The organism is Enterobacter cloacae complex sp. BZL2005 (assembly GCF_049238885.1).
Taxonomy (GTDB): domain Bacteria; phylum Pseudomonadota; class Gammaproteobacteria; order Enterobacterales; family Enterobacteriaceae; genus Enterobacter; species Enterobacter roggenkampii.
In genome coordinates, this window is record NZ_JBMKGI010000022.1 from 1 (window position 1) to 20,025 (window position 20,025).

The 20,025-nt window shown below is 46.6% G+C and carries 21 protein-coding genes and 1 pseudogene; 2 read left to right on the forward strand and 20 right to left on the reverse strand.

Annotated elements, in window-relative coordinates; genetic code table 11:
- Positions 1-357: 357 nt before the first annotated feature.
- Positions 358-3,375, reverse strand: coding sequence for a Tn3-like element IS3000 family transposase (locus ACOTXI_RS22590; RefSeq protein ID WP_004199413.1), 3,018 nt, complete (start codon positions 3,373-3,375; stop codon positions 358-360).
- Positions 3,376-3,518: 143 nt separating this feature from the next.
- Between ACOTXI_RS22590 and ACOTXI_RS22595 the strand changes: the two are divergent.
- A pseudogene (locus ACOTXI_RS22595) lies at positions 3,519-4,031 on the forward strand (Tn3 family transposase); the annotation flags it as partial.
- A 251-nt stretch (positions 4,032-4,282) separates the two neighbouring features.
- On the opposite strand, the gene dqlB reads toward ACOTXI_RS22595, so the two are convergent.
- The 6 genes from dqlB to ACOTXI_RS22625 all read right to left on the reverse strand — a co-directional run bounded on the left by dqlB (position 4,283) and on the right by ACOTXI_RS22625 (position 7,112).
- Positions 4,283-4,378 carry a DinQ-like type I toxin DqlB gene (gene dqlB / locus ACOTXI_RS22600; RefSeq protein ID WP_000609145.1) on the reverse strand — a complete coding sequence of 32 codons (96 nt, stop codon included), beginning with the start codon at positions 4,376-4,378 and terminating at the stop codon, positions 4,283-4,285.
- 804 nt (positions 4,379-5,182) lie between these two features.
- Positions 5,183-5,461, reverse strand: coding sequence for a hypothetical protein (locus ACOTXI_RS22605; protein WP_001093608.1), 279 nt, complete (start codon positions 5,459-5,461; stop codon positions 5,183-5,185).
- Positions 5,458-5,733, reverse strand: a complete 276-nt coding sequence (locus ACOTXI_RS22610; protein WP_000557557.1) for a hypothetical protein — start codon at positions 5,731-5,733, stop codon at positions 5,458-5,460. Before ACOTXI_RS22610 ends, ACOTXI_RS22605 begins: the two co-directional genes overlap by 4 nt.
- Before the next feature lie 17 nt (positions 5,734-5,750).
- A complete protein-coding gene (locus ACOTXI_RS22615; RefSeq protein WP_000510385.1) occupies positions 5,751-6,005 on the reverse strand; it encodes a hypothetical protein in 255 nt (84 codons plus the stop codon).
- Between the two features lie 109 nt (positions 6,006-6,114).
- Positions 6,115-6,936: a SprT-like domain-containing protein gene (locus ACOTXI_RS22620; protein WP_000196235.1), complete on the reverse strand. Its 822-nt coding sequence runs from the start codon at positions 6,934-6,936 to the stop codon at positions 6,115-6,117.
- Positions 6,933-7,112, reverse strand: coding sequence for a hypothetical protein (locus tag ACOTXI_RS22625; RefSeq protein WP_023408316.1), 180 nt, complete (start codon positions 7,110-7,112; stop codon positions 6,933-6,935). The genes ACOTXI_RS22620 and ACOTXI_RS22625 overlap by 4 nt, the downstream gene beginning before the upstream one ends.
- Positions 7,113-7,384: 272 nt before the next feature.
- On the opposite strand from ACOTXI_RS22625, the gene ACOTXI_RS22630 reads away from it, so the two are divergent.
- Positions 7,385-8,035: a YkgJ family cysteine cluster protein gene (locus ACOTXI_RS22630; protein ID WP_000351937.1), complete on the forward strand. Its 651-nt coding sequence runs from the start codon at positions 7,385-7,387 to the stop codon at positions 8,033-8,035.
- Between the two features lie 37 nt (positions 8,036-8,072).
- Here ACOTXI_RS22630 and ACOTXI_RS22635 read toward each other — a convergent pair whose 3' ends face one another.
- The 13 genes from ACOTXI_RS22635 to ACOTXI_RS22695 all read right to left on the reverse strand — a co-directional run bounded on the left by ACOTXI_RS22635 (position 8,073) and on the right by ACOTXI_RS22695 (position 19,852).
- On the reverse strand, positions 8,073-8,528 hold the full coding sequence (locus ACOTXI_RS22635) for an H-NS family nucleoid-associated regulatory protein (protein WP_001293458.1): 456 nt from the start codon (positions 8,526-8,528) through the stop codon (positions 8,073-8,075).
- An 11-nt stretch (positions 8,529-8,539) separates the two neighbouring features.
- The gene (gene topB, locus ACOTXI_RS22640) at positions 8,540-10,867 is read right to left on the reverse strand and encodes a type IA DNA topoisomerase (protein ID WP_004199098.1); all 2,328 of its coding nucleotides are present in this window, start codon (positions 10,865-10,867) and stop codon (positions 8,540-8,542) included.
- A gap of 3 nt (positions 10,868-10,870) precedes the next feature.
- Positions 10,871-12,133 carry an AAA family ATPase gene (locus ACOTXI_RS22645; protein ID WP_000517490.1) on the reverse strand — a complete coding sequence of 421 codons (1,263 nt, stop codon included), beginning with the start codon at positions 12,131-12,133 and terminating at the stop codon, positions 10,871-10,873.
- Between the two features lie 82 nt (positions 12,134-12,215).
- Positions 12,216-12,710, reverse strand: a complete 495-nt coding sequence (locus ACOTXI_RS22650) for a thermonuclease family protein (RefSeq protein WP_001215543.1) — start codon at positions 12,708-12,710, stop codon at positions 12,216-12,218.
- Positions 12,707-13,033 (reverse strand): hypothetical protein, encoded by a 327-nt coding sequence (locus tag ACOTXI_RS22655; RefSeq protein WP_004208538.1) that lies wholly within the window; start codon positions 13,031-13,033, stop codon positions 12,707-12,709. The genes ACOTXI_RS22650 and ACOTXI_RS22655 overlap by 4 nt, the downstream gene beginning before the upstream one ends.
- An 85-nt stretch (positions 13,034-13,118) precedes the next feature.
- Positions 13,119-13,433 (reverse strand): TrbM/KikA/MpfK family conjugal transfer protein, encoded by a 315-nt coding sequence (locus ACOTXI_RS22660; RefSeq protein WP_000754496.1) that lies wholly within the window; start codon positions 13,431-13,433, stop codon positions 13,119-13,121.
- 87 nt (positions 13,434-13,520) lie between these two features.
- Positions 13,521-13,913 (reverse strand): cag pathogenicity island Cag12 family protein, encoded by a 393-nt coding sequence (locus ACOTXI_RS22665; RefSeq protein ID WP_000738524.1) that lies wholly within the window; start codon positions 13,911-13,913, stop codon positions 13,521-13,523.
- Positions 13,910-15,745, reverse strand: a complete 1,836-nt coding sequence (locus ACOTXI_RS22670; RefSeq protein WP_000053822.1) for a type IV secretory system conjugative DNA transfer family protein — start codon at positions 15,743-15,745, stop codon at positions 13,910-13,912. Before ACOTXI_RS22670 ends, ACOTXI_RS22665 begins: the two co-directional genes overlap by 4 nt.
- Before the next feature lie 2 nt (positions 15,746-15,747).
- Complete coding sequence (gene virB11 / locus ACOTXI_RS22675; protein WP_000650512.1) at positions 15,748-16,782, reverse strand: P-type DNA transfer ATPase VirB11; 1,035 nt, start codon at positions 16,780-16,782, stop codon at positions 15,748-15,750.
- Positions 16,779-16,976: a DNA-binding protein gene (locus ACOTXI_RS22680; RefSeq protein ID WP_000629109.1), complete on the reverse strand. Its 198-nt coding sequence runs from the start codon at positions 16,974-16,976 to the stop codon at positions 16,779-16,781. The genes virB11 and ACOTXI_RS22680 overlap by 4 nt, the downstream gene beginning before the upstream one ends.
- Position 16,977: 1 nt before the next feature.
- Positions 16,978-18,192 carry a VirB10/TraB/TrbI family type IV secretion system protein gene (virB10, locus tag ACOTXI_RS22685; RefSeq protein ID WP_001295060.1) on the reverse strand — a complete coding sequence of 405 codons (1,215 nt, stop codon included), beginning with the start codon at positions 18,190-18,192 and terminating at the stop codon, positions 16,978-16,980.
- The gene (locus tag ACOTXI_RS22690; RefSeq protein ID WP_000783386.1) at positions 18,189-19,118 is read right to left on the reverse strand and encodes a TrbG/VirB9 family P-type conjugative transfer protein; all 930 of its coding nucleotides are present in this window, start codon (positions 19,116-19,118) and stop codon (positions 18,189-18,191) included. Before ACOTXI_RS22690 ends, virB10 begins: the two co-directional genes overlap by 4 nt.
- 5 nt (positions 19,119-19,123) lie before the next feature.
- Positions 19,124-19,852, reverse strand: a complete 729-nt coding sequence (locus ACOTXI_RS22695; RefSeq protein WP_004199085.1) for a virB8 family protein — start codon at positions 19,850-19,852, stop codon at positions 19,124-19,126.
- Positions 19,853-20,025 lie beyond the last annotated feature (173 nt).

Below are 20,025 nucleotides of genomic sequence, written 5' to 3' on the forward strand. Positions count from 1 at the left end.
AGGCTGATTCAAGGCATTTACGGGAGAAAAAATCGGCTCAAACATGAAGAAATGAAATGACTGAGTCAGCCGAGAAGAATTTCCCCGCTTATTCGCACCTTCCTTAAGATGATGGTATGACAATTTTATATACTCCATAAACCCTTTAAATTAATTAGGTGGTTTATGTCGCACTTCAAGTTTTACTCTGCCAACTTTAAATCAGTGGCTCCACTAACACTCTTCACTTATTTATTTAAAATTTAGCGACGTTAAAAGACAATTAAGTATTTTTAGATAATGGGGTTCTAGGGATTTTCCGTCCAAAAACGACAAAGTGCTCTGGAGGCCGCGCCGTCCGTGGCCTCCAGAGGGGTATTACTTTTCGCTGACGGGTAAATATCCCTCGATTGAGCGCATAAGCTCCTCCAGATCTGGCAATTTTTCGCTCAATTCGAAGTGGTAAGTCCCCTTGAGGTTAATGTTGTGCCAGGCCACAGGGGATGCCTGTTTGACGATATCTATTCTCTTGGTATCTCCTTGGTATTCGAAGCTGGTCAACAGCTGGCTGAGTATCCTGGAGTTGAAGTAAACGATGGCATTGGTGACCAGGCGAGCGCACTCATTCCATAGCTGGATTTCTTCGTCTGAACTGCCCCGGAACTGATCCCCATTGACGCTGCTCACGGCCCGACGCAGTTGGTGATAGGCCTCTCCCCGGTTCAGCGCGCGCTGAACATAGTTTCTTAAACTGGCATCATCGATGTAGCACAGTAGATAATTCGCTTTCACCAGGCGATTGTATTCCGTCAGGGCTTCCAGCAGCGGGTGATTGCGCTTGTACTCCGAGAGCTTTCTCACCAAGGTGGCTTGCGTTGTTTTCCGCTGCTTAAGTGATACTGCAATCCGTTGGATGGTATCCCAGTGCTGCGCAATACGATGGGTATTGATTGGCTTTTTTAAGCACAGCTGAATTCGGTGTTCTTTGTCTTCCTTGACATCAAACATGTCATTGATCACTTTGCCAACCTGGGCATAGCGTGGGGCAAACTGGTATCCGAACAGATCCAGTAACGCGAAGTTCACATGGTTCACCCCATGGGTATCGGTTGAGAGCACATCCGGAATGATGTCTGACGTATTGCTCATCAACAAATCAAAGATGTAGTGCGATTCATGTTCGTTGGCGCCGATCACTCTGGCGTTGATCGCAGCGTGATTGGCGATCAAGGTCATGGCAGAAACACCTTTTTGAGTGCCAAAGTACTTCGACGAATAACGGGTTTTGAAGGTCTCGCGCCGGGCTTCGAACTTTTGACCATCGGCACTGGCGTGGATCACATCTTCCTGGATGTTGTAGTACCGGAAGATGGGTAGCTTGGCTGTCGCGTTATTGATGTTGTCGTTAGCAGCATTCAATGTTTCCAGGCGAAGATAGTTCGCCTGGATAGTGCTGAGCTGATCATAGGTACGATCAGAGATCTGTGCCATGCCGTAAATGCCTTGATTGGTTGCATTGCCGACCAGAATTGCCAACAGGTCATATTCATGGGAACGGCTTCTGGATTGGGAACCCAGCACATGAGCGAAGCAGTCAATGAAACCGGTGTCACGATCAACCATGCGCAGTACATCCGCAATCCCCGTTGTGGGAATTTGCTGGAAGAAGGGATTGTTGACCAGATGATGTTTGCTGGCCGAAGGCAGGCGCCAGAAGCGTTTACCCTGCGGATTACGCAAGATGATATTCCGGTTGTCTTCCTGTTCAAGATATTCGCCGACTTCGTACAAACGGGTATCCAATTCCATGGCCATCTGTTTGATCAGCTTTTCAGGCTCCTCCGCTAATTTTGTAAAATGGCTCTGTTGAAGCAGCGTATATTTGTTTTTTCGCCAATGTTCCCCGTCGATCAGGTCGGCGTCGAGTGCCCGGTATTTAGTGATATCAGGCAGCGTCAGCTGGCCATTCAGGCGATCAGGAATCTGTTGATAGAGGAACCACTCATAACGATCGATCAGGATATTCCCTTCACCATCCAGCAGGAATTCACGTGATTTTTTGGAAAGGAGTCTGGTGTCGGCAGTTTGCAACTGAGCGTCCTGGCCGTTGAGTTCGTTTTGTGTTTTCGCCAAGGCGGCCGCTAAGTGCTGGGTGCCGTCGCAGCCTTCGAAGCGCAGACATAGGAACAACTCTCGCAGCAAACCTTTCCGCAGACTTTCTTTCTCGTCGCAGTACTGCCACATGGCTTCATCGACCGATCGTCGCTGCTCGTTCAGGAAGAGACATACAGATTCCAGATCCCTTTTGGTCAGCAGGCTCAGTGCTTGCTGTCTTACTGTTGCAAACGGTAGTTGCAGATCAATGCTGTCATCAATGAACAGGTGCAGTACTTCAGCTGCCTTGCTGACATTTTTAGCTGCTTTTTGCCAATCCTTAAACACCGCTTCCTGCGCATAATCCTTTGCCTTCTGTTTGGTCTGTCTGACATGATGCACAAAGCCATCGGCAATACGTTCCAGCGCTTGCTGCCATCGCGTTTGAAGATAGCACAATAAATACAGCCATTGGCTGCCTACGGTTTGACGTTTCAGTTTGGCACCGTAGTAGTCGACTTTCTCTGCCAGGTGTTGCAGATTTTTCTGCGACAGTGATAGCGTGCTCAACAGCAGATCCACTTCCGGCATCCAATGCTGGATATGGCGATAGACAATCAGTTCTTTCTCCAACTCGGTTCCGGTGAAGTTACGAGCCGATTGTCGCAACTGTCGGAACGGCAGTGGACCTGTGCCGTTCACGAGCTCCGCCAGTGCTTGCTTAAGACCGCGTGACATTGCACGCTCAAGGTGCGCGGCCATGTGTTCCTGTTCGTCTCCCACCACCTGACTGATGATCTTTTGCAGCGTGCTGTAGGCAGGGATTGCGATCTTCTGCCCCGAACAATATTCATTGGCCGCATCGAAGAGGTGCCTAGGCGCTGTCCAGGCTCTGGCTTGCTGGGATAAGTAATCTCTCAACGCCGCTCCATGGTCTTTGACATTCCAGCGCTGGTAGTTGCAGAGCTGGAAAACACGTTGGTAAATCCGTTCGTTCTCTTTTGGCGTGAGATTAAAGGGTCTACAGCCTGGGCCTGGTAGAACGGTTTGATAAACGTATTTGAGGTCCTGCTTGATCTGATGAAAGCCGGGATTCAGCACCACCGGCTTGGCTTTGAAATAGCCCAGCAGTACCACCAGCATGTAACGCTGGCCCCGATGACGGAGGCTTTTAGCGATCGCCAGTTCCTTATCGTTCAGCGAGAAAAAGAAGCGTTGGTCGGCGGAGGTGAAAGCGGGGGGTCCATATAACTCATCTTGTTCTGCCTCGGACAAGATTTGGACACGTTCTTCGAATGCCATGGATTTAGCCCAAAAAGACTAAATCTTACTCAAACAGAGCCCAAATAGGGATCTCGAAAAAAGTAATACCCCTCTGGAGGCCACAGACGGCGGGGCCTCCAGAGCACTTTGTCGTTTTTGGACGGAAAATCCCTAGAACCCCTCAGTGGGACGAAATGATCCGGACCGCTGGCTCCCTGAAGCTGGGCAAAGTACAGGTTTCAGTGCTGGTCCGTTCATTGCTGAAAAGTGAACGTCCTTCCGGACTGACTCAGGCAATCATTGAAGTGGGGCGCATCAACAAAACGCTGTATCTGCTTAATTATATTGATGATGAAGATTACCGCCGGCGCATTCTGACCCAGCTTAATCGGGGAGAAAGTCGCCATGCCGTTGCCAGAGCCATCTGTCACGGTCAAAAAGGTGAGATAAGAAAACGATATACCGACGGTCAGGAAGATCAACTGGGCACACTGGGGCTGGTCACTAACGCCGTCGTGTTATGGAACACTATTTATATGCAGGCAGCCCTGGATCATCTCCGGGCGCAGGGTGAAACACTGAATGATGAAGATATCGCACGCCTCTCCCCGCTTTGCCACGGACATATCAATATGCTCGGCCATTATTCCTTCACGCTGGCAGAACTGGTGACCAAAGGACATCTGAGACCATTAAAAGAGGCGTCAGAGGCAGAAAACGTTGCTTAACGTGAGTTTTCGTTCCACTGAGCGTCAGACCCCTGTTACCGATGCAAGAACAGGGGAGTTTCATGAAATGCCTGTTTAGGAGTGATTAAAGGTAACTTGTGCGCAGAAGGTCAGGTGTGTGGTGGTTAGTACAGACTAGTGAATGTTGTAACTAAACTATATTTTTATTAAAGGCCGGAGGTGGTGTTCCTCCGGCCTTAATTACGTTTCCGTGTTCATTAGTCGATGAACTGGCGGATCAGTTCCAGAATGGCAATCAGCGCGTTTGCAAGCGCCGCTACCGCCCTCAGAACGATGATTAACAGGTTAATCATCCGTTTTCTCCATAAATGGAGTAAAGACACCGTGGCTTGCTCTTACACTGCCTGTCACCACGGCTTCTCTTCGTCTTGTCAGTTGTAGAGAGTCTCACTCCTGCCAGAGCACAGATAACCAGCACCACCTGTATTACCTGTCAGGACTTTGAACCTGTTCATGCCGCATTTAGCGGAATGCAGGGAGAGACTCACCACAGAGCTAACCCTCTGATTATACGTTTATCTAACGTTCAGGCAAACCGTTAACGCACAGTCACTGCCCGTCATATTGCATAATCAGGCTTCACGGATTATCATACTATTGTCAGTTGTAGAGAGTTTCCCTTCCGGGCTGAGTTACCAGCTCGCACCGGAACCGTAAAAAAGCCGACCTCACCAGTCGGTTTTTTTACGTCTGCGGTTTCCCGCTTCGTTTAAATCTATTTTAAATGAATAAATTGTTCTGCGGCAAACCCAACAACATAAGGACGTTAGGGTTGATGGTTGCCGAAATCGCGGTGCGTTACGTGAATTCTGAGGTTTTGCGAGGGGGATTGGGCGCGAGAATTTACGAGAGAGCGCCGGAACAATGCCGGGATCACAAACCATCACCCGTGAAAGAAATCTTCCGGCATTGCCCGGTCAGGTAGTATGACATTCATTGTCAACGGCCATCAATTTATAAGCTGCTTTGCACTTCATAAAAGATCACCACCAGGGCTGCTAAAACAGTACCGATAGCCAGCACGTTAAAAAGTACGTCCTTCATCTTTACGAACGACATACTGATTTGCGTCCTTTCCCTTTTGTCAGCCTTCTCTATCATCCAGCGTTGGTATGAATCACTGTTACTTTTTCTGTCCATGTTCCCCCCAATTCATCAATGAGCACCAGGCGGCCACCAGGCTTCTTGCCAACAAAGTAACGGCCTCGCGGCAGACGTTCGCCAGTCTTCAGCCGTTCGATCCAGTCCTGAAATGCAGGGCGCGGTTTATAGCTGTAGCGGCCAAAATCAGCTAAAGACTGCGTGACCATGACTGTTTGGCAGCCATGCTTTCTCATATCACGAAACGTATTTTCCAGTGCAGCCAGTGTATTCATTTGCACGTTCTCTCTGCTTTTCCCATGAAGATATTAACGACACTCAAAACTAACACCGTTGGCATGATCACGGCAGCATAGCCGACAGCAACGGCCTGATATATGGTCAATGAGTAGTCGGGCTGTTTATACAATACGACTGAAAAAATGCTCCCCAAACAAGCAAGCAGAGTTAAAAACAAGTAATCGACAAATCTGTTTTTATAGATAACCCATGCAACGATGCAGGGATATGACACCAGGCACAGGATAATCGCATTTGTGGTATGCACGTTTCGCTCCTTGTTATTTAAGGGTTGTCAGCCAGATCAAACAGATTGTTCAGGCTGGAACGGAATTGTTTTACCGATGATACCAGCTCCTGACTCCGCGCTTTTTCCTGCGCCAGTTCACGCCGTAGCTGCGCCATCTCGTCTCTGTTACGCTGAAGCTCAAGGATAGCCGTCATAAAGGTTTTGCTGGCTGATGCCTGTCCGGTCGCTTCCTGCGCCTTTTTAATGGCCTGATCTTCGTCGTCATTCGTTCTGATTGTGTAATGCCCCATGATACCCCTCTTTTGCTGTCATTTTTGCGCTGCCGGCGCGAACCCGGGAAGAAACTTTGCTGGCAAAAAACACTGGCCAACAGATGTGACCGGGAAAATTTGCTGGCAATTAATTTTCGATGAAAGCCAGCTCGCAATCGCCGCATTCAATATTCAGTCCGGCTTTGCCCCACACGGCAGCGCCACACCCGCGACACTGATATTTAACTTTATTTCGTTTTGGCTTGTCCTCAAATGCTGCAACTGACAAATCATTGTCATTGCTCCCGGCCATATCATCTGAATGGCTCCCGTTCTGCGGTGACACTGACGGCAGCAGAGCCATAGAAAGCACCGCTTCTATATCAATCCCGGCCTCAGCATTTTGATGCGCCAGAGCAAGCGTTTCGCGCCATTGCTCTATTACGGCGGTCATATCTTTTTGTTGTTCGACCTGGACAGGGAAGCGATCAAACCAGCTCAAAGCAAATTGCCCCTGGAACAGTTCCAGTGTGACGCGCTGGAAGCGGCCACCAGGGATCGGATAGTCATTAATCTTCTGGCCGACTTTCGCACCACCAGGTCTCCCGGTGGAGGAGGGCATAAGTCCGATACTTTCCATTTTTGCCGCCCACTGCGCATTGTGGTACGTCTTACGCGACGGGTTGCCGTAGTGGTACTGCCACATATGGCACTGCTCATGAACCAGCGTTTGCATGACTTCAATAAGCGGGTACACCGGGAAGTATTCAGGATTGAGGGCGATTTCATCAATCATCCTGCCGCTGCCGTCAGCAGCAACAAAGCGCCTGTAACTGAAATAGCCCATTGTGTTCTTGCCGCGCTGGAACGTAATCAGACAGTCAGGGAGTTCGCCGTCAAAAAGGCGCTGGTTATAGAAATCAAACGCCTGTTGTAGCTCGCTGTAAGCGCGTTCCGTGGCTCTTGTCATGCTGAAGTTCGCTTAGCGGCGTTCCGATATTCCTGTAACTCTGCAACAATAGCAGGGAACACATCAGCGCAACGCTGTGCCAGCTTAACCGCCTTTGAACAAACGCCCATACCATGTGCTCTTTTGAGCGCCTCCAACAAATCTACCAGTTCCTCGTCAGTGATTTTTTCAGTCATCTATTAAGCTTCTCCATTATCTGTATCGTACGATACAGATAATATAAACCACACCTTTGATAGCGGCAATCTTTTTTGCTGGCAATTTCACGCCCAGGGCGGGCATCGAGCGGGTAATATTGCTGGCAAAAATCAACGGCCAAACCGGCTGCAGGAAACTGGTTTGCTGGCAAGCGTGATTTACTGCTGGGCTTGACACCTTGCCATTGTATGACGCTTGTTTTAGTGTCAAATGAACAACCAGCGCGAGAAGAATATAGGAAGCAAAAGCAATGGATATCAAACCTAACTCAGTGATCCACCTGGAGCCAGGCGAAACATTACCCGGCTATACCAATCTGAAACCCGTACCTGATAAGTATTTCGATGAGTTAAAGGCACTCATAAATAAACTCAATACTCAATCCGGTAATATTTACCTCAAGTTAAAACAGATGTACGCCTTTTTGGATCGTTTTAACAAAGAATTTGTGAGCACGTTTACCTCCTGTCAAAAGGGGTGCTCTTCGTGCTGTAAAATGGATGTTCATTTAACCGCGCTTGAGGCAACACATATTGCACAAGCAAGTAAACTTACTGCCAGAGACAACCCGCTTACGACCGGGCATGAGTCAAAATGTCCGTTTTTGTCTGAGAAGGGAACATGCTCAATCTACAATTACCGCCCGCTGTTATGCAGGACATATCATGTACTCACTCCGCCGGAGATGTGTAATGACCTGGATGCACAAGTCATGCAGTATGGTTCTCAAAGCGCGAACATGGGAAATCACATCTACAAAACAATAGCAGAGTGGATCTATTTTCAGACGTATCACTGCACTGGTAAGTTAGAAACCAAAGATATCAGAGACTACTTCCCTTATCCCCGCGAAGATATCCAAAGATTTCTTCACCATAACCCCCCGCGCCCTTTTTGCTAAAAAAAAGCCTCTGACGCAGTGTCAGAGGCTTGTTAGATTACTGTTCGTCACCAGCAGTGCTGGAAGCATCTTTTTTGATGAGAAACTCATCAAGAGAACGGCCAGCTTTTAACGCTTCGTCGATTGGTTTTGGTGTCCGGCCACGACCAGACCAGTATTTCGTTTCGCCGTTTTCATCAAACTGATATTTAGGCGGCGCTTTTGGCAACGTCTTTTTGCGTGTTTTTTGCGCATCTTCGGACAGGCCAAGCAGTTCTTCCGGTGAAAAACCTTCTCCGGCAATCAACTGGAGCAGTTCCTGGCGCTTTCTTTCGCGCTCTGCGCGTTCTGCTGCCTCACGCTCTGCTTCTTCACGACGTTCTTCGATCACGGCGTTAAGCTTTTCCTGCATTTCCAGCAGTTGTTCAAAGCTGGTTTCTCGCGCAAAAACACGAACAGAGCGAATATTCAGGAGTAGCTTTTTTGTTGCGTCAAACGTTTCATTTTCACTCATCGAGTTAATCCTTATTTTTTACTGAACTGAAACCCAAGTTTACCCGTAGTTTTATCCTGCAAAACAATTGCAGCGTCAAACTTTTTCCCGGTTTTATTACTGGTAAAGCCTTTAATCTCTCCGGTTTTACCTTTTTTGATTAATGTCTCAACCTGATTTTGTGTCAGTTTTTTTCCTGACACTTCAGACCAGATTTTAAACTCGCACCCGGAACAGAAAAAGCCTTTAGGCCGGATAATAATTTCTTTACTGCATGAAGGGCAGGGGGCTTCGAGCCGGGACATGGAACCTTCTGATCTGGATTTTGCTTCCATATCCGGTTTGCCGTCTTTGTCCGGGAATGTTGTCTTGCATTCAGGGTAGCAGGAGCATCCCCAGAAAAAGCCATTTTGCCCCTTACGCTTACGCAGGAAACCGTTGTTACAAACCGGGCAGGGCGTGGCATTTGAAGAAATCGAAATTCCGTTCCTGTCCAGCTCGTCGATTAACCCCTGGACGTACTCATCATTTTCCTTAATAAACTCCTCAACTGTCAGCTCTCCGGCTTTGATCTGAGACTGCTTTTCAGCCCACAGAGCGGAGATATCCGGTTTAGTGATTTCAGGAGGCAGTGCAGCGCAAAACTCCTGGCCTTGTTTTGTGGTTTTCCATACCAGCTCCGAATACCCCTTTTCTTTTTCGATGGAGATAAGCCCGGTATTTGCCGCCAGTTTCTCAAGAATACCCGCGCGGGTGGCTTCCGTTCCGATACTGCCACGATCACTGCTGCCCTCGTCTTTCGCTTCCAGCGCCTTTCTGAGAGCCGGATCATCAATGAATTTTGCCGCACTCGTCATGGCGGCCAGTAACGTTGACTCTGTGAAATAGCGAGGTGGTGTAGTCTTTTTCTTGTCCACGTCTGCCGATTCACACAGGCCGCTGTCATTAAATTTCAGCAATGAAAGGTCAAAACCGTCCGTTCCGGCATCTTCGGTTTCGTCCTCGTCATCACTATCCTTACCCAGCGCTTCCCAGCCCTTTTGTACCAGAACGCTCTGTGTGGCCGTAAAGGTATCCCCCTTAATATCAAAGTGGATTTTCGTCTTGTTGCGGATCGCATCCGGGTAGAACAGCCCGATAAAGTAGACGGACACCAGGTTATAAACGTTCCGCTCTTTTTCATTAAGCTGAATACCGGCTCCGCTTTTTGTCGTCGGGATGATGGCGTGGTGCGCCTCAATCTTACTGGCATTAAAGGCTTTGTGTTTCTGGCCTTTATCCATATCTACGATCGCAGACGCCAGTTCGGGTACGGTGGCCGCTATAGCAGTGGCAATATCTCCGGCCTGGTAATAATGCTCATCTGAAAGATAGCGATTGTCAGAACGTGGATAGGTCAGAAGCTTGTGAGTTTCATACAGCCCCTGCATCACATCGAGCGTATCTTTTGCAGAATAACCAAATCGCTTTGCGCAGAGCTGCTGAAGCGTGGAAAGGTTAAGCGGAAGCGGAGGCTTGCTATTTTCCGGCTTTGTCGTCGCGATAGTAACAATAGCATCCTTACCCGTAACACGTCCGGCAATATGCGCGGCCTGAGCTTCGGAGATCAGGCGTTTTTTCTCGTCTATCTGATCGTCGTCTGTTGTCTGATATTTCGCCTTAATCTGATGCCCGTTCATCGACAGACTGGCGAATACATCGTAATAAAAGCTTTCTGTGTGATTCTGGTTCGCCAGCGTGCGCATGTTCACCAGACCAAGAACGGCACTTTGTACCCGGCCAACGTTCAGAACGCCGTCATAGCCCTTCTCACGGCCTTTTAATGTACATCCCCGCGTCATGTTATAGCCAAAACCCTGATCGCACAGGGAACGCGCCAGGGCGCTTAACGTCATACCGCGAAATTTATCGTTAGGTTGTAAATTCGACAGTGATTTTTGCACTGGCGCAAGGTTGAGGTCGGCAACAAGCAGTCGCTGGACGGGTTTCTTGTTTCCGGCATAACCCAGAATCTCATCAACCAGCAAACATCCTTCATCATCGGGGTCGCCTGAATGAACGATGCTGTCGGCTTTATCGATAAGAGACAAAATAATGCGGGTCTGTGCTTCTGATTCAGGCTTGATTTTATATTTTGGCGGATAAACCGCTTTAATGGGTAAATCACTATAACGCCAGTTGGAATATTTGTCGTCATAATCCTGTGGGTCGTAAAGCTCCAGCATATGACCATAACACCAGGTAACGACATCAGAACCGTGTTCAAAATAGCCGTTTTTCTTTTCTGTATTGGGATTTCCGCCCAGTCCTTCAAAAATAGCCTTTGCTAAAGACGGTTTTTCTGCAATAAAAAGTCTCATTAATCAATCCTCAAGGTAACTTGAATAGTCAGGCTGCGCACCATTCTTTTTAAAGATTTCTTCCCTTTCCTCTATGTCTTCTTCTGCCTCCTGCACACTAAGGTCAAGGGTTCCTTTCAAAAAGGCACGCGCATTCTTGATTACATCTACTGTTAATTCGTTTTTTGTTCCGCGAATCATGCCAATAGCAATATTTATTATCTCCTTTATTTCAGCAGGAGTCGTTCTGTCCAGCACCGCGCCAAGTTCTTTAAGGTCAATATTTATATCGTCTGGTAAGTACATTTTGGCACAAGCGGCAGCGGCTTTAGTCCGAAAAGCACCTACAGATATGATTCTGTCAATTCTGCCAGGGCGTTTTCTGATGCGCGGATCAATCCGGTTAGGATAGTTCGTTGAAAAAATAACATATGTCCCGGCAAGATTTCGCGGTGTATCAGCCCCATCAAGAAAACTTAACGTTCCGGCATCAGCCCGATAAAGTTCATCAACCTCTTCAGCTATTATGATAACGGGTATTTTCTTTTGAGCTGCGGCATAGCAAACATCTTTAAAGTAATCATCAGCATAAACAAATACATATTTATCCTGATATTTTGCCCCCAAAGCTTTTGCGATAGTCGTTTTCCCTGTGCCCGGAGGACCAGTAAAAAGCACTTTTCGCATTCCTGACTGACCATAACGGGTGTAGAAATCAATATCCGAAAAGAACTGATTAAAGTCATTCTCCAGCTCATTAAACTTTGGATGAACAGAAAAACGTAAAGCGTTTTCTATTTCTTCCTTCCTTGCCTTACCGTGATAATAAACGCCGTCGTAACACCCGATTTTCCAGATACCTTTACGGGGTAAAGAGCGGTTTAATTTAGCGCGTCCAGCTTCGCAAAGATTATGAAGCATCGACATACTTTTGGTTGTGCCAACTGCGTACTCCATTCTGACTTTAGAGTTAAGAATGAAGCGAATAATATGAACCACTTCATTTTGACCAAGATGAATCCGGTATGCTCCCGAACCATCTTTAAACATAAGCTTTTTAATCCTCCCGGCTTTAGCCATAACAGGGCTACTTCCCGTATGAACGACGGTTGAAGCAACGGGTTCGATATCAAGATTCGAATAAATTTTACGATTCTTTCTGTTTATAAAAATCTCTGCCACTTTAGGATAGTAATCACAATCCTTTACGACAGTACCAAAATTATCTTCACCGTAATATTCTTTATGGAGCCGTAAAGCCTGCTCTACCAGAGTTAATTTACCCATATGCGCACCATGTATATTAAAAACCGTGACGTTGCCTGAAGATTTTCTTCAGGCAGAGGAGGGGTTGGACAAGCGAAGCGCGTCAGTTTTGTTTATGACGCCACTCCCACGGAGGAACGGGATTACTGTCAGCCCACAGGCCGCGCTTCTGTGTCTGAGCTTCCCGTTGCAGAGCCGGTAATGAGTTATCGGTGTTGTACCTGTCATAAACCCATGCAGCCCCTTTTAGCACTTGCTGGCGGTTAGCCTCAGTGCCGTTCGCTGTCACCACTCGTCCCAGGACTCGCCCGTAGCGATCTGTTTGCGTATAAGAGACGGTAACTGATTGCCCTGCCAGCAGGGCTTTAAGTTGATTGGTTGACCAGCGACCAAAGGGTTGTTTTTTTTCCGGTGCATCGATATTTATCAATCGGACTCGAATCGGAACTTCATACACAACAATTTTCGCGGGTAGTGTTTTAACTTCGATGGTATCTCCATCGAGAACGCGAATAACTTTCCCCTGAATCTGAGCAGCACACAATGTAGCTGGCAACAGGGCAACAGCAAAGGAAAGAACATTAAAAAAATGTCTCATTGCTTTCTTCCCTCCCATATTGCTGAGAGTCTTTTAAAAATGGATAAAACGACGACTAAAGCCACTGCGATAACAGCCAACGAAGGAAGTACATAGCTGTATAACTCAACCATGAAATTAATAAACTCAATGAGCGATTGCGGCTTTAAGGAAGCATCCCACAAAACGATAACAAAACGATAAAGCCCATAGACAATTGCCGGAAACCAGACCATAAACAACAAAATTTCAGTAAAAACAGAAGCGACCGATTTGACACTATCGATAATTTCAATTCCGGCAATTCTCACACTTCTTGCATCAGGTACGTTAATAATTTTCATCCTCCCACCCCTGTAAAAAATGTTCGCAAGTTCCAGTCTCAAACCTGAAACTTGCGTATTCACATCAGAATTAAATCAAACAGAATTAAAAGTTTTTCAATCGGCCAAAGCTTGAAATAATTTTACTTACTGTACCTGCATCAGCCGCAGGACATTCATTTAGTTTTTTCTTTCTGGCATCTGCCGTGTGATCGGGTAAAAAACCATGTTTATTCTTTTTCCTGATTGACATAAAACTTTTATACATCGGGTCACATTCTGCCGGACTACTTCCGTCAAGTTTTCCGGCAAGGCATAACACCATTGCACATGGATCGTTCGGGTCGGCCTTTTCCTCAGCATGAGCAGTTCCGGCAGCGAACGCACAAAGCAGCACTGCCGTGGTTACGGTCTTTTTCATATACACCTCATGGATAACGGGCAACTAACGCCCTGCGGTTGTTCAACCCCGGCTCAATAAAATTACAAGAATTTTATTAATCCGGCGTTATCGTGATAAATAAACACTGGTAGTCCGGCAAGAAAAACAGTTCATTTTATAACGATACTGTATGACACCGTTTGCACCGTTCGCCCTCAACCAGTTTTTAGCTGTGAAAAAGTCTGTTCCGTTACTGGTTTCAACAATCACTGAATCAGAATGTGCAACAGAATAAAAAACAGCATCATCGTAAAGGCGGTTTTCAGGCCTGAAATTATGGATAACCTTAACCCACGATGAATTAACCTTGTCTGATTTAATAACTGAGTATGTCGGTTGCCAGTCCATTAATTGTGTATTCACCGTTTCAGGATTCTGTTCCCAGTCAACCTGTGGTGGTTCAGGCGGAGAGGAACAGGCAGAGAGAAAAAGGACACTGACCATTAACATTTTTTTCATAGTAAAACCTCTGACTCCAGCTCACCGACGGAGAGCATTTTTTCTTTAGAAGGATATTTAAGCCCTTTAACACCCAATACTTTTTTAGTCTTATTCAGAGAGGCGGTTAACTCGGTAAGTTTGGGGCTTACCATCATCAGCCTGTCCATAAAATACGGGTCGAGGAAGTAGAGGGCTTTCTCAGCTTTAACCGGGTTTTCACCTTTAAGAATGATAAATTCTTCTTTAAAATCCAGCGTTCCCAGCTCCTGCGGGAGCACAAGGGCGCGCTGCGCCTCACTTTCTGAACTGCTTTTCGACGTTGAGCGTCCGCTTGTCTTGCTTGAACCTGTCGATTTGGTGGTGATATAGCCCAGCTTTTCCGAAATCTTTTTAGCGTCATCTTCTTCACTGACAGCGTAGATAATCCGGCAGGGATGCGCACTCATCAGCGTTTTGGCACCTTCAACACCATAGATTTCATTAAGCTGACTGATATTCTGGTAAATCGTCAGAAGTTTGAGTTTAAACCCGGCAATATAACCCGAACCTTTTTTAATGATTGGCATGTAACCAATAGACGGAAACTCATCCAGGAACATCAGACAGTCATGTTTCAGTGTCGGGTCAAAGTCAGGGTTTTCTCGTAACGTGACTTCCACAACGAAGTTAAAGAACAGGTTGAGGAAGTCATAGGCCAGGGACATATCTTCAGCATTAACGCCAACATAAACAGTGATATCTTCCCGGCGCAACTGGCGAAGGTCGAAATCATTGCCGTCTGTACATTTGCGAACAGTCGGAAGATAAAACAGACTCATTTTCTTACGAAACGAACCATCAATACTCGAACGTTGTTCGTCTTCGGTTTCGTGATACTCCCTGATTTTGGTCAGGGCATCGCGCAGATGATACAGCGCGTTTTCATCAAGTCCTTTTGTTCCCTCCAGGTCTTCTCGCTTACTGAGTATCAGCTCCCGGTCGATGTTGCTGTACAAATCGACTACAGAACCAATTGAGAAAACAGGTTTAAGCCCGAACTCACCAAGCCAGGAGGGGTCGTAGTTAATAAAGAAATGAAGCAATTTTGCCAGCCCCGTCCAGTACTGCCCCGCGAGGTTATTAAAGTGTGCTTCCGCTCCGGTCAGACCGTAAGACGGGAACAGGATCTCAATCAGCTTCAGCAGGTCTTTAGCCCCGCTCTCTTCTTTTAAATCAATATAGAAAAGCGGGTTAAACTGATGCGTTTTACTGTTGAAAGGGTCAAGAAGATAGACCTTATTACCCAGCAGTTTTTCACGTACCTTACTGGTGATTTTCCACAGTTCCTGTTTTGGATCTAATGCAATCAGGGAATGTTTCCTGACCAGCAGGTTTGGAATACCTATTGCAGCCCCTTTACCTGCGCGGGTTCCTGCGCCAAGTGATACAAAATCTGGTGCGGTATACCACAGGTATTTACCTTTATATGCACCTACAAGAATATCAGTATCGTTTTCTTTCTCCCATTTCAGAAGTTTCGATTTTCTTAAATCATTATCACTGGCAAACTTCGCGTCACCATAAAGAGCAACATCCGTTTTATTCAGTTGCCAGATAATAAAAACAGGCACAATGAGAGACGAAACCATACCTGATAAAAGAGAGGGGATTGCGGTTAACCTGATATCTGTCCGTATATTACTCTCTGTTATTATCCGCCACAGCAGCATGGAATCAAAATTCTTCCATATATAAAGCGGCGTTTTTCCGTTCAGGAAGTAAACAGCAACTGAGCCAGTATAATACGTCACAAGACACATAACCAGACCGATAAAAGCCCACTGGCCTTTATCGGGTAGTTTCAGAGACATAATCACTCCTTCAGCTTTTCAAAGTATTCCTGAAAATGAATATCACGATAGTAAATACCCGATGCAAATCGGTTATCTTCCTCATCGATGTACTTAATACTCATAATCACATCGACGTTGCTTAACACCCTCCGCAATATAATGTTATAAGGCAAATTCTGACATTCAGGGTTCATATAGCACCGTTGAACCAGTCCAAGCACAGCATCTTCAGGGGTGCTCTCATGGACGGTTGTAAGGTTCCCTGCATGGCCGGAACTTGAGCCTTTGAGAAAATCCCAGGCTTCCGCGCCGCGAACCTCAGTCATGAGGATTCTGTCCGGGTTCATACGAAAACCAGAACGTAAAAGAGAAGCGGAACTGACAGTGCTACTTTCCCCTTCTGACGGGTAATACAATTTCACATGATTTTTGTGGAACCTGAACTTTGCTTCATCTGTATCTTCAATTGAAATACATCGTAAATGATGGGGTATGTACTGAAGACAGGCATTTGCAAAGGTGGTTTTACCCGCCCCCGTTCCGGCACAAAATACCATCGTTTTACCCTTAACCAGGCATTCAGGGACAAATTGTTCAAAACAATTATCTTTAAACATTGAAGATAATTCATCTTCTTTATCCCTGAATTTCCCCCCTTGATTTAGCCTTGAGTAAAACCCTTGTTTAACAAAGGTATCATGGTCGATAAACACACTGGACGGCTTACGGATTGTAATAGACACCGTTTCCCGTTCCGTTGCCGGGGGAATAACTATTTGTACACGCTCCCCTCCGGGGAGCGTAACAGAACGTAAGGGATATTCTGGCGTAACCGACCCACCATCATGATAATCAGAAATTGCCCCTGCAAATGACATACAATCTTTAAAATCCATTTTTAATTCATGCTGCTGCCATTTCCCACTCACTTTAACAAACAGTTCATCAGGCCGATTTACCGCGATTTCAGTTAAACCATCGACTTCATTAAGCCAGTGGTGGAAGTATTCATCTATTATTTCATAAACAATATGTCTGTTCTCTGCATCCTTCATAATTCACCTTTTCCTTTAAGATCTTCAATAAAACGCATGACTTCTTCGTAATTAAATCGATGCGTTTTGATTTGTTTCAGTGGTTTGGGGAAAGGAACGCCATTTATTGGTATGCCCTTACGAATATGATGGTATATTTCGCTTTCCCTTATTCCTAACAGCATTGAAAACTCTTTGATATCCAGCGTTATCAAATTACCTCCGGGTACCCACCATTTTTAATTTGTAGATGCTGGAGAAATCCAAATCCTGACCAACGATCAGAGTAATGATTTCCCCCTGGTTTTTATAAAGCGTTGGAGGGATATTTACGCTGTTTGCAAACGCTTCGCGTGCTATATCAGCAAAAGCCTGGCGACTGTTAGCTGTATAGTCGGTCTGATTGTCTTTATTACTTTTAGCCGCTCCACTTGCGGCCTGTGCCACATCGGGGATCATGCCAACCATCATCGCGCCCATAAAGCGATCTGCAAAATGTGTGTCAATCCAGCCTGAAGCCCCGGCCTCACCCAGCGCTCCCGCCGCCTGTGTATCAATCAGCGGAATATCAATGAAAGGTTCCTTACGTGTTCTAAGCTTCGTAGCAGCGATAAACACGGCTCCCTGACCATGATTGAACGTGCCCGTTTTATACATCAGATATGCGGCTGTTCCCTTTTCAATTAGCTTTACATTCCTGTTTGCACTGTATACGTCCTCATTAATCGTACAGACCAGCTTGCCAGCCAGATCAGAAATAAATCGTCTGTCCAGCGAGCACTTAATCGCGGTATTTTCAGGAATGAAAAGGTTAGGGTCATAAGGAACGCGCGTAATTTTAGAAAGCTGCGCGGGTTGCCCTGCATTAACAGGCTGAACCTCTGCCTGTTTGTCACTGCCGTCCCCCTCGTTCCTGGTATTGCTGGCCGTTGATGAGCTACCACCGGAATTTGAGGAAGCAGAGCTGCTCCCCCCATAGGCCACATCCAGCGCACGACTGAAGTTTTGTTGTACTTTTTCCGGTGGCGTTTCCGCTTTGCCGCTGCTTTCCTTCCGTTCTTCCGTCTTAGCCGGTTCTTCCCTGGTGTTGAATGGATCAACATCATCGCTGAGTCCTGTCGCGCGTTTTACTGAACCAGTAGATACCGCATTACTGGCAGGCTTATCATCACCGCTGGACATTGCACGAATAATCGACGGGATATAGTAGACAGACACCCCGGCGGCCAGCAGAAGGAAAGCGGCCACAATAATCACCAGCCCCTTACGCGATTTTTTAAGCTTCTCGATACCCAGGCGTTTTACTGATTTACCGTCATCTTCATCTCCCTTATCCGTTTTATCGTTTTGCTCAATTTCTTTCTGATGCCGTTCCCGTAGTGCCTGTTCAATTTCTACAGCGGTCGGGATTTTATTTTCCTGTTCGCTCACTGGATCACCTCTTTCTCAACGTTCGGGGAAACGGTATCTCCTGCCGGAAGACGGACTTTGCCAAAGCCCCGGTTTTCAACCCCAACAACCTGATTTCCCATACGCAAAACAAAGCGCTGGTCTACAGGAACACCAACAACGGTGAAACTACCGCTGTTTTTGACTACCGGGTTAGTCAGCGTTTCCTGTTCGCCGCTCATAACAAAGACGCTGGGGATTTTCTTCAGGGGGCTGAAGCCAAACCAGGTATAGCGGCCATCGTCATACGCATAATCCGGGCTGATTGACTGGCTGCCGTCAGCTACCCGCTTCCAGTAATCCCAGTTCTTGGGCGACTTCGCATTTTCAAGAGAACGGTTGATTGCCTGCTCCTCCTGCCGCTTGTTAAGAGCCTCAATCCGTTTCTTCTCGATTTCGGCTTGCTCCTTCCGGCGTTCCTGCGGGTACTGGTAATTAACAACAAACGCGATCTTATCCGGCTGCCGGAACGTTCGGGCGTTCAGCTCCATGCTGTAATTACGTTTTGTTGTGCGAACAAACAGGTTTGTTCGCCAGCGTTCCAGGTCGTTTTCAGGATCAAGGGCTACACTGACCACCTCTGAAGACTGGTTGCCATTGTCATCGGTACTGTTCTTCTGTACGGTCTGTTTGACGGGCTTCACTTCGAGATACACCAGGTTATCTTCTTTGTTCACTTCCCAGCCCTGGGGAAAGCCGGTTCTGGCACTGATGACCGTTTCATCCTCGTCAAATACCAGTGTGGTTGTATAGCCAACCGCACTGTTTATGACTGTCGTGTTTTGCGGGTTATAACTGACAATCTGATTACGGGGATCAAAACGGCTGGCTGCTGGCGTAACGGCTGCATGGCAGACGTGCGACACCAACAGAAGCGCCACAATTAGCGCTCCTTTATTCATTTTCATAGTTTTCACCCTTTCACTTCTTTATCGCGTACATAGCTCGTTACAACGAATTTAAGCGGGTTATTGTTTCGGTCACCCGATGCCATTTCGACCTGTGGTTCAATACGGTAGGTCAACCGGACGTTCCAGTATTCATAATCATCCTGGCCTGTCGCGACATTTCGAATGGTTAATTTAAACCGGATATATGCTCCCATATCCTTATCATCGCGCCGGGATGACGGACTGATAATCACGGACGGATTATCCTGAACAGATGCGGTTTTTTCCGCTTTATTATAAATAACCTTTGGTGACTGGTTGCCGTTGATTAAAGCGTTGTAATCCGTCGCCACATTCTCAGCGCTGTATAACAGAACATAATCATAATCATGCTGGAGACTGAAATAGTTATACCCTTCACGACGCTTCACATACTGAGTAATGAAGTATTTCGCCAGCGCTTCATTTTCAGAGAGGTTTTCTTTTTTAACAGAAGTCAGTCTTTCAGCAACGCCAGTGACACCATTAATAAGATAAGCTTCGACAACCGTACTCTTTAACGGTAGCGCTCCATTCAGTGCCAGCAGAGACAACACACCTACGGCAATTCCTGCAATACCACCGAATTTATAAATGCGGTTCATTTTCTCCTGCATCAATACATTTTTCTCTTCAAAAGTAGTTGAAGAGTCTGTTACTTCTTTTTTCTTGTTAAAACCGGGAAGTTTTAATCCTGAGAGTTTAAACCCCATTGCGCATTACCTCTGCTGAATTAACAGGTTCGCTTTTTCCGGATACCGGAGGTTGTTTATGTGACGCCTGGCATCCGACAAGGCAAAGCGTCACGATAGCCGTGATAAGTAGTTTCATAATGTGAGAACCTAAATAGAGGAGTGAATATTTACTGCGGAATACTCAGAGTTGA

Coding starts and splice junctions, on each gene's coding strand:
- ACOTXI_RS22590 (WP_004199413.1), bottom strand. CDS start 3,375: ATGGCATTCGAAGAACGTGTCCAAATCTTGTCCGAGGCAGAACAAGAT.
- dqlB (WP_000609145.1), bottom strand. CDS start 4,378: ATGATTAACCTGTTAATCATCGTTCTGAGGGCGGTAGCGGCGCTTGCA.
- ACOTXI_RS22605 (WP_001093608.1), bottom strand. CDS start 5,461: ATGAATACACTGGCTGCACTGGAAAATACGTTTCGTGATATGAGAAAG.
- ACOTXI_RS22615 (WP_000510385.1), bottom strand. CDS start 6,005: ATGGGGCATTACACAATCAGAACGAATGACGACGAAGATCAGGCCATT.
- ACOTXI_RS22620 (WP_000196235.1), bottom strand. CDS start 6,936: ATGACAAGAGCCACGGAACGCGCTTACAGCGAGCTACAACAGGCGTTT.
- ACOTXI_RS22625 (WP_023408316.1), bottom strand. CDS start 7,112: ATGACTGAAAAAATCACTGACGAGGAACTGGTAGATTTGTTGGAGGCG.
- ACOTXI_RS22630 (WP_000351937.1), top strand. CDS start 7,385: ATGGATATCAAACCTAACTCAGTGATCCACCTGGAGCCAGGCGAAACA.
- ACOTXI_RS22635 (WP_001293458.1), bottom strand. CDS start 8,528: ATGAGTGAAAATGAAACGTTTGACGCAACAAAAAAGCTACTCCTGAAT.
- topB (WP_004199098.1), bottom strand. CDS start 10,867: ATGAGACTTTTTATTGCAGAAAAACCGTCTTTAGCAAAGGCTATTTTT.
- ACOTXI_RS22645 (WP_000517490.1), bottom strand. CDS start 12,133: ATGGGTAAATTAACTCTGGTAGAGCAGGCTTTACGGCTCCATAAAGAA.
- ACOTXI_RS22650 (WP_001215543.1), bottom strand. CDS start 12,710: ATGAGACATTTTTTTAATGTTCTTTCCTTTGCTGTTGCCCTGTTGCCA.
- ACOTXI_RS22655 (WP_004208538.1), bottom strand. CDS start 13,033: ATGAAAATTATTAACGTACCTGATGCAAGAAGTGTGAGAATTGCCGGA.
- ACOTXI_RS22660 (WP_000754496.1), bottom strand. CDS start 13,433: ATGAAAAAGACCGTAACCACGGCAGTGCTGCTTTGTGCGTTCGCTGCC.
- ACOTXI_RS22665 (WP_000738524.1), bottom strand. CDS start 13,913: ATGAAAAAAATGTTAATGGTCAGTGTCCTTTTTCTCTCTGCCTGTTCC.
- ACOTXI_RS22670 (WP_000053822.1), bottom strand. CDS start 15,745: ATGTCTCTGAAACTACCCGATAAAGGCCAGTGGGCTTTTATCGGTCTG.
- virB11 (WP_000650512.1), bottom strand. CDS start 16,782: ATGAAGGATGCAGAGAACAGACATATTGTTTATGAAATAATAGATGAA.
- ACOTXI_RS22690 (WP_000783386.1), bottom strand. CDS start 19,118: ATGAAAATGAATAAAGGAGCGCTAATTGTGGCGCTTCTGTTGGTGTCG.
- ACOTXI_RS22695 (WP_004199085.1), bottom strand. CDS start 19,852: ATGGGGTTTAAACTCTCAGGATTAAAACTTCCCGGTTTTAACAAGAAA.